The 8,442-nt window shown below is 62.0% G+C and carries 7 protein-coding genes; 5 read left to right on the forward strand and 2 right to left on the reverse strand.

The features are described from left to right. Positions 1 to 10: 10 nt before the first annotated feature. Positions 11 to 1,672, reverse strand: a complete 1,662-nt coding sequence (locus BLL52_RS01330) for an alpha-D-glucose phosphate-specific phosphoglucomutase (RefSeq protein ID WP_075584957.1) — start codon at positions 1,670 to 1,672, stop codon at positions 11 to 13. 253 nt (positions 1,673 to 1,925) lie between these two features. Between BLL52_RS01330 and BLL52_RS01335 the strand changes: the two genes are divergently transcribed. Genes BLL52_RS01335 through BLL52_RS01355 form a run of 5 tightly spaced genes read left to right on the forward strand, consistent with a single transcriptional unit; the run spans position 1,926 to position 7,982 of the window. Beyond that, positions 1,926 to 3,557, forward strand: coding sequence for a peptide chain release factor 3 (locus BLL52_RS01335; protein WP_075584958.1), 1,632 nt, complete (start codon positions 1,926 to 1,928; stop codon positions 3,555 to 3,557). Positions 3,558 to 3,570: 13 nt separating this feature from the next. Beyond that, positions 3,571 to 4,425 carry an HAD-IIB family hydrolase gene (locus BLL52_RS01340; protein WP_075584959.1) on the forward strand — a complete coding sequence of 285 codons (855 nt, stop codon included), beginning with the start codon at positions 3,571 to 3,573 and terminating at the stop codon, positions 4,423 to 4,425. Further along, positions 4,425 to 5,582, forward strand: a complete 1,158-nt coding sequence (locus tag BLL52_RS01345) for an MFS transporter (protein ID WP_075584924.1) — start codon at positions 4,425 to 4,427, stop codon at positions 5,580 to 5,582. Before BLL52_RS01340 ends, BLL52_RS01345 begins: the two co-directional genes overlap by 1 nt. A gap of 16 nt (positions 5,583 to 5,598) precedes the next feature. After that, positions 5,599 to 6,060 (forward strand): DUF2721 domain-containing protein, encoded by a 462-nt coding sequence (locus BLL52_RS01350; RefSeq protein ID WP_075584925.1) that lies wholly within the window; start codon positions 5,599 to 5,601, stop codon positions 6,058 to 6,060. Between the two features lie 38 nt (positions 6,061 to 6,098). Next, the gene (locus BLL52_RS01355; RefSeq protein ID WP_075584926.1) at positions 6,099 to 7,982 is read left to right on the forward strand and encodes a putative nucleotidyltransferase substrate binding domain-containing protein; all 1,884 of its coding nucleotides are present in this window, start codon (positions 6,099 to 6,101) and stop codon (positions 7,980 to 7,982) included. Between the two features lie 94 nt (positions 7,983 to 8,076). On the opposite strand, the gene BLL52_RS01360 is transcribed toward BLL52_RS01355, so the two are convergent. Further along, positions 8,077 to 8,442, reverse strand: a 366-nt coding sequence (locus tag BLL52_RS01360) for a group II intron maturase-specific domain-containing protein (RefSeq protein WP_274534878.1), incomplete at its 5' end; no start/stop codon positions are given.

Consider the following 8,442-nt stretch of genomic DNA (forward strand, 5'->3'; position numbering starts at 1 on the left):
AATCTATGGGTCAGGTCGCCACAGTGGGGGCGGCCATACCAGTACGCGCACGTACCCCGGCCACTTGTTCGGCAATGGCGATCAAGTCCGCCAGTGCCTCTTGCACCGGGCTGTCCTGGTGGGCAGTGTCGGCTTCGTAATTTTCAAAATAGATGCGCAGCGTGGCACCCTCTGTGCCGGTGCCTGACAGCCGGAAGATGACGCGTGCACCGTCGTCAAACACCAGCCGAATCCCCTGCTTGGCCGATACCAAGCCATCCACCGGGTCGGTGTACGAAAAGTCATCCGCCAGCACCACAGTGCGCGCGTCAAAAGAGCGGCCCTGCAACTGCGGCAACTGCGCGCGCAAGTCAAGCATCAGCGCATCCGCCACCGCCGTGGGAATGGCTTCATAGTCGTGCCGTGAGTAATAGTTGCGCCCATAGGTGCGCCAGTGATCGGTCACCAGAGATTGCACCGAGCGTCCGCTAACACCTTGCAGGCTCAGCCAAAACAACACCGCCCACAAGCCATCTTTTTCCCGCACATGGCTGGAGCCGGTGCCATAACTCTCCTCACCGCACAGCGTGACGCGCCCGGCATCCAACAGGTTGCCAAAAAATTTCCAACCGGTGGGTGTTTCGTAACAATCAATCCCGAGCGCCTTAGCCACCCTGTCCACCGCGGCCGAGGTAGGCATGGAACGCGCCACCCCCAGCAGCCCCTGGCTGTAACCCGGTACCAGCTTGGCGTGAGCCGTCATCAGCGCCAGACTGTCCGACGGTGAAACCACGAAGTTGCGCCCCACCACCATGTTGCGATCGGCATCACCGTCCAATGCCGCGCCGAAATTTGGCGCATCCTCACGCGCCATGTGCGCAATCAGGTCTTCTGCATTGACCGGATTTGGATCAGGATGCAGACCACCAAAGTCTTCCAGCGGCACGGCGTTGACCACCGTGCCAGCCGGCGCACCCAATTCGCCCTCCAGAATCGCCTTGGCATAGGGGCCGCCGACCGCATTCATGGCATCCACACGGACCCTGAAACCGGCTTTGAACATGCCGCGCAGCATGTCGAAGTCAAACAGGCTGTGCATCACGGCGGCATAGTCCGCCACCGGGTCGATCACTTCCACCTGCATGCCGTCCAACCCACAGGTACCCTGCACATTGATATCCACATCCGGGGCGTCGCTGATGCGCACTTGGGCCAGTACCTGGGTGCGGGCATAAACCGCTTCGGTCAGTGCCTCGTTGGCCGGGCCACCGTTGCTGGCGTTGTATTTGATGCCAAAGTCGCCATCGGGCCCACCCGGGTTGTGGCTGGCAGACAGCACGATGCCACCAAACGCCTGACGACCTCTGATCACCGCGCTGACGGCAGGTGTCGACAAAATGCCGCCTTGGCCCAGCAGCACGCGTTGCACGCCGTTGGCTGCTGCCAGCTTCAAAATCGTTTGCACCGCGGCCCGGTTGTGATAGCGCCCATCGCCGCCCACAACCAGGGTTTGCCCGTGCAGGGCGGTGCCGACCTGAGCGTCGGCGGACACGCCGTTAAGCACATCAAACAGCGCCTGGACAAAATTTTCCAGGTACATCGGCTGCATGAAAACGGTCACCTTTTTGCGTAAACCGGAGGTGCCCGGGCGTTGCCCGGCAAAGACTTGGGTGGACAGGGTGTTAATGGCCATGGTGGGGTGTCCTGCGCTGTGGGTGAAGGTGGTTTGAGCCGAAATATGCGAGGTTTTGACACTGACCTGAACCGACACTTGCCGGGCTCTGGCCGCGCTTCGAATTTAGCACCAATCCCGACACAACAACAACGCCGGGCTCCCTTTAAAATAGCCCGCCTGCATGCCGTTGACCTGGCGCAATGAAACCCGATTTAAGCGCCCGCAGGCGATTGCCCCGCGCATCACGCCACCCAGACCCGAGAACTTTTTTGTGACCTACGCTTTCGAAACCCGGCGCCGCCGCACCTTTGCCATCATCTCCCACCCCGACGCGGGTAAAACCACACTGACCGAAAAGCTGCTGCTGTTTTCCGGCGCGATTCAGATTGCCGGGTCGGTGAAGGCGCGTAAAGCCACCCGCCACGCCACCAGTGACTGGATGGAAATCGAAAAGCAGCGCGGCATCTCGGTGGCCAGCTCGGTGATGCAGATGGTCTACCGCGACCATGTGATCAACCTGCTCGACACCCCCGGCCACAAAGACTTTTCCGAAGACACCTACCGGGTGCTGACCGCGGTGGACTCAGCGCTGATGGTGATCGACGCGGCCAACGGGGTTGAAGCGCAAACCCGCCGCCTGATCGAGGTCTGCCGCCAGCGCGACACCCCCATCATCACCTTCGTCAACAAGATGGACCGCGAAGTGCGCGACCCGCTGGACATTCTGGACGAGGTCGAGCGTGAGCTCGGCATGCCCTGCGTGCCGATGACCTGGCCGGTGGGCCAAGGCAAAACCTTTGGCGGCATCATCAACCTGCGCACGCAGGTGATGACGGTGTTTGAATCCGGCTCCGAGCGACTGCCGCACGACTTTGATGCCATGGCGCTGTCTGAGCCGGCTGCACTGCAAAAACGCTTCGGCCAAGACTGGGACACCGCGCTGGAAAGCATGGAGCTGGCCACCGGCGCCTCCCCCACGTTTGACCGCGAAGCTTTTCTGGCGGGCAAACAAACCCCGGTGTTTTTTGGCTCAGGCGTGAACAACTTTGGCGTCATGGAAGTGCTCGACGCGCTGGTGGACCTGGCACCCTCCCCTGGCCCGCGCACCAGCAGCTTTGTGGTCAACAAGCAGCCGGTTATCAAACAGGTGCAGCCCGATGACGACGCCTTCAGCGGCGTGGTGTTCAAGGTACAGGCGAATATGGACGCCAACCACCGCGACCGCATCGCTTTTGTGCGCATGGCCAGCGGCAAATACACACCGGGCATGAAACTCAAGGTCATGCGCACTGCCAAAGAATTGCGCCCAACCAGTGTCGTCACCTTCATGAGCCAGCGCCGCGAAGCGGTGCTAGAAGCCTACGCTGGCGACATCGTCGGCTTCACCACCCACGGCGGGGTGCAATTGGGCGACACCATCACCGACGGCTCGGTCAACCTGCTGTTCACCGGCCTGCCGTTTTTTGCGCCTGAAATGTTCACCACCGTGATTCTGAAAAATCCGCTGCGAACCAAACAGCTCCAGCAGGGTCTGGCGCAGCTCGGTGAAGAAGGCGCCATCCAGGTGTTTCGGCCCGAAATGGGCGGCAACATGCTCCTAGGTGCGATTGGTCAGTTGCAGTTTGAAGTGGTGCAGTACCGCCTGAAGGGCGAATACGACGCCGACATTCGCTTGGAGAGCAGCCAGTACACCGGTGCGCGCTGGATCACCGCCGACACGCCGCAGCAGCTCAAAGACTTTGTTAACGCCTACCCGCAGCGCATGGCGCGTGATGCGGCCAACACCCTGGCCTACCTGTGCACCAGCCCGTATGACGTGCGCCTGGCACAAGAGCGTTTCCCCAAAATTCATTTCCACCCACTGCGTGAACACGCCGGGCTGGCCCTGCAAAGCGCTGGCTGACATGCCGCACGCGATGTTGCCGCTGGCGCAATGGCCGCTGGCTGAGCGCCAGAAAATCATCGGCGTGTTCACCGACATTGACGACACGCTGACCACCCATCAGGCCATCACTGCGGAGGCTTTGCAGGCCCTGGCTGATCTGAAAGCGGCGGGGCTGGCGGTGATTCCGATCACCGGGCGACCGGTGGGCTGGTGCGCCCCGCATGCGCTGGGCGATGCAGCGCACGGCTTGCCCGCTTGGGCGGTGGATGCCATGGTGGCGGAGAACGGCGGCGTTGCCTTCGCACCTAAAGTTAATGATGAAAATGGCTTCCAGCCCTTATGCAATAAGCGCGAGCAGCTATCAAAAATATACTATGCTAATGCAAGCTATTTGGCAGCCAACCAGCTGAAGATGCGCCAGGTGGCCGAGCTGATCCTGCAGCAAGTGCCGGGCAGCGCCTTGTCTGGGGACCACGCCGGGCGCGAAACCGACACCGCCATCGACTACAACGAGGTGCACCGGCTGAACCCCGATCAGGTGGCGCAAGTGGTGGCGTTGTTCGAGGCGCACGGCATGCAGGCCACGGTGAGCAGCATCCACATCAACGGTTGGATCGGCAGCCACAACAAGCTTGAAGCCGCGCGCTGGATGGTGCGCAGGCTATTTGGCCGGGATCTGGATGCTGAGCTGAGCCAGTGGGTGTATGTCGGCGACTCGACCAACGACCAAGTCATGTTTGAGCACTTTGTGCACAGCGTCGGCGTGGCCAACATCCACCGCTTTGCTGGCCAAATGGTCCACTGGCCGCGCTACGAGACGGCCGCTGAGCGCGGTGCCGGCTTTGCAGAAGTGGCGCGCGCCCTGCTGGAGGCGCGCGCGGCGTGATGGCAGGCTCGCGCGTCGGTTTGGTGGCGGTGTTTGGCTCGACTTTTTTCGAGCTCTGCGGCATCTTCATGCTGTCGCCCCTGCTGCTGTTGATGCTCAAAGACGCACAAGTCTCCACCACCGTGGCCGGGCTGTTTGCGGCCACCACCTGGGCTGGTATTTTCCTGATCACGCCGTTTGCCTCGCAGTTGATTCGTCACGTCGGTCGCCGCCCGTCGATGTGGCTGGCTTGCGGCGCGCCGCTGGTGTCTGCGCTGGGGTTCATGCTAACCGACGTGTTGTGGGTCTGGTTTGCATTGCAGTTGCTGGCCGGGGTGGCCGGTGGTCTGCGCTGGGTGCTGGCCGAGGCCTTTATTGCTGAATTTGCTCCGCCCAGGCATCTGGGGCGCACCATTGGCATCTACGCCACCATGGTCGGGCTCACCTTTGTGATCGGCCCCGTCCTGTTGGCGGCAGTGGGCACCAGCAATACCCAAGCAGCTCTTTGGTGCGTGTTGGCGCTGGTGAGCGTGGGCTTGGCCTGGACCGCGCTGATCCCCAAACTGCCGCCCGATCACGACAGCCACAGCGCCAGCGTTGGCCTGCGGGGGCTGAGGCGGGCGGTGCTGGCGCGCCCGGTGATCATGCTGGCCGGGTTCATTGGCGGGTTTTTCGAGTTGGGTCTGGGCGCGACCCTGCCGCTATATGGCCTGGCGCTGGGTCTGGGCGCAGGTGCTGCCACGCTGCTGGTGTCGGTTAGTGGCGCGGGTGGCACCTTGATGGCGCTGCCTTCGGGCATGTTGGCTGACCGGTTTACCAACCCGGCAAGCGGGCGGCGCACCTTGATGACGGTGTTTGCCGGCGTGATTCTGCTCAGCACCCTGCCAGGGCCGTGGGTGGCAGGCACACCGTGGCTGATCTGGCCGGTGGTGGCGCTATGGGGTGCCGCCGGTGGCGCGCTTTACACCCTGGCCATGGTCGACATCGGCGCGCGCGAAAAAGGCCTGACTCTGGTCAACAGCACTGCGGTGCTGGTGCTGACCTACACTTTCGGCGGGCTGGTGGCCTCTGCTGGCTCGGGTGCGCTGATTGAATGGTCGGTCGGGCTGGTTTTCCCGCTGCTGCTCATCTTTTTGGCCGCCGTCGGTTTTGCTGCCCTGCTGATGCGCAGCCGCTAACCCCACAGGAACACCCATGTTTTTTGCAACCGACCTTCAATCCGTCTCGCACGGCATTCAGCTCGCGGTGGCGCCGGTTTTCTTGCTGACCGCTGTGGCCGGCATGATTGGTACCGCCGCCGGGCGGCTGGCGCGCATCATTGACCGCGCCCGGGTGCTGGAAGCGCAGGTCGACAAATCCCCGAAGAGCGACCCGATGACCTTGACCTTCAAAGAGCTCAAGCTGCTGCGCCAGCGCGGCGCGCTGGTGAACAGCTGCATTGCCTTGCTGACCTTTTGCGGCATCATGATCGGGCTGACCATCATGGCGCTGTTTCTCGGCGAAACCGCTGAAATCAATGTTTTTCGCTTGGCCAGCATTCTGTTTTTGCTGGGTGTGACGCTGTTTCTGCTGGCCTTGCTGTGCTTTTTTGTGGAAACCGTGATGGCCACCCGCGTCCTCAAGTTTGGCCACACCAGCCCAAAGACCCCAGCCTGACGCTGCGCCTTGATTCACCCTGCAACACGGTCTTCCTCATGCCCCACAGCGCTACCAAAACCCATCCCCACCCGCTGCTTGCCGCCCAACTGGCGCAGCACCCGGTGTGGCAACAGCTGTCCGCCAAACATCTGCACAGCCTGGAAACCCAGTTTTCAATACAGGCAGCGCCCAGCGGCACGGTCCTGGCTGCGCAGGGCCAACTGGGCAGCCAGTTGGCCCTGGTGCTGCACGGCGAAGTGCAGTTGGACGACCCCGATCTGGGCCTGTCGGTGCGCTTGGGTGCCGGGCAGATGCTGGGTTACGGTGCCACGCCTGCGCGCCAGCTGTCAACCTGGCAGGCCACAGCGCACACCGACTGCGAGCTGGCCTGGCTCGCCCCGCAGTTGCTACAGGCGTTGTGCGCCAAGCAGCCCGCGCTGCTGTACTTCTTTGCGTCGGTCACACCCATCTCAACCCAACCCGGCACGCCAGACACCAGTGGCGACGCGGCCACCGCCCTGCACCTGCTCAGCACGCCAATTCGCACGCTGGTCAAGCGCGCGCCCATCACCCTGCCACCCAGCACCCCTATTCAGGCCACCGCGCAACTCATGCGCGAGCTGCGCGTGTCTTCTGTCTTGCTGATGCAAGACAATGCGATTTTTGGCCTGGTCACCGACCGCGACCTGCGCAACAAAGTGGTGGCCGACGCCCTGGATGTGACCCAACCAGTGGCCAGCATCGCCAGCTGCACACTGTTGACGGTGCAGGCCAACAGCCCGGCCTTTGAAGCCTTGCTGCTGATGGCGCGCCACCACATCCACCACCTGCCGGTGCTCGACGGCGAGCACCTGGTAGGCATGATCACCACCACCAACCTGACCGAGCAGCACAGCGCCTCGCCGGTGTACCTGGCCTCTGACATCTACAAACAAACCACGCTGGACGGGCTTCAAGCGCTCAGCGGGCGCGTCAAACAGCTGCAGCAGCAACTCGCCGCAGCCGACGCCAGCGCTTACAGCAGTGGCCACATCATTACCGCCATCACCGACGCACTGACCGTGCGGCTGATCCAGCTGGCCGAACAGCAACTGGGTCCGGCACCTGTAGGCTATCTGTGGGTGGCAGCAGGCAGCCAGGCGCGCAACGAACAAACCGCCAAGTCGGACCAAGACAACTGCCTGATCCTGGACGACAGCTATGACGAGGCCGCGCATGGCACGTATTTCAAGGCGTTTTCCAAGCTGGTGTGCGATGGCCTGGACGCCTGTGGCTACATCCACTGCCCCGGCGAGATGATGGCCATGACCGACACCTGGCGCCAGCCGCGCAAGGTCTGGGCCGAATACTTCCGCAAATGGATCGAACAGCCCAAACCCAAGGCGCTGATGCTGACCTGCGTGTTTTTTGACCTGCGCGGCATTTACGGCAAAACCGAGCTGCTAGAAAGCCTGCGCCGGGACGTGCTGGTACACACCAAGGGCAACAGCTTGTTTCTGGCGCACATGGTTGGCAACGCCCTCAAACACCGCCCACCGCTGGGCCTGTTTGGTGCCATTACCCTGCTCAAAGGCGGCGACCACCCCAACACCATCGACCTGAAACACAGCGCAATCGTGCCCATCGTGGATTTGGCGCGCACCTACGCGCTGGCCGCTGGCGTGTCGCAAGCCAATACCCATGACCGGCTGGAGGTGTCAGCCAACGCCGGCCAGGTCAGCGAGCAAAGCGCCCGTGACCTGCGCGACGCGCTGGAGTTTTTGTCCAAGCTGCGCATTGCGCACCAGGCGCGCCAGACTGCGCAAGGCCAGGAGCCTGATAACTTTTTGGCGCTGGACGAGTTGTCCAACTTCGAGCGCAGCCAGCTCAAAGACGCTTTTGGCGTGGTGCAAACCCTGCAAGGGGTGCTGAACAGCCGCTACTCTGGCGGCCGCTTTTAAGTATCAATCGGCATAGGGGGCAGCCATCGCTGACTGCGCCCCTGCCACACCACCCGGCATGCGGGTCCGCACCGGGCGGTTCGAGAAGTTGAGGTCATGAGAATCGGGGTACTCCGAGACGGTCAAAGTAGGCGCTTGTGAGAATGCTTTTCAGCGCTCGCCCACTGTTGCGCCACCATCTACTGGCATTTGCCGCCACTTGTCTTGCAACCTTTACCGTTGCCCCCAGCGCCTGCAGTTCTCGATAAATTGTGGTTCCTCTTTTCCAGTGTTTGAGTTGTATCGCCCTCAAGCGTCGGCGCACCCACTCGTCAAGCTCTCGCCAGACTTTTGGTTCCTGCGCCAACTTAAAGTACGCTTTCCATCCCAGCAGGTAAGGCCGCAGTTTTTCAACCACTTGCCCCATACTGCGTCCACTGCTGCGTTGCGTCAGTTGCCTGACACGTTGCTTGAATTTGAC

The sequence above is a fragment of the Rhodoferax antarcticus ANT.BR genome (genome assembly GCF_001938565.1).
GTDB classification, from domain to species: Bacteria; Pseudomonadota; Gammaproteobacteria; order Burkholderiales; family Burkholderiaceae_C; genus Rhodoferax; species Rhodoferax antarcticus.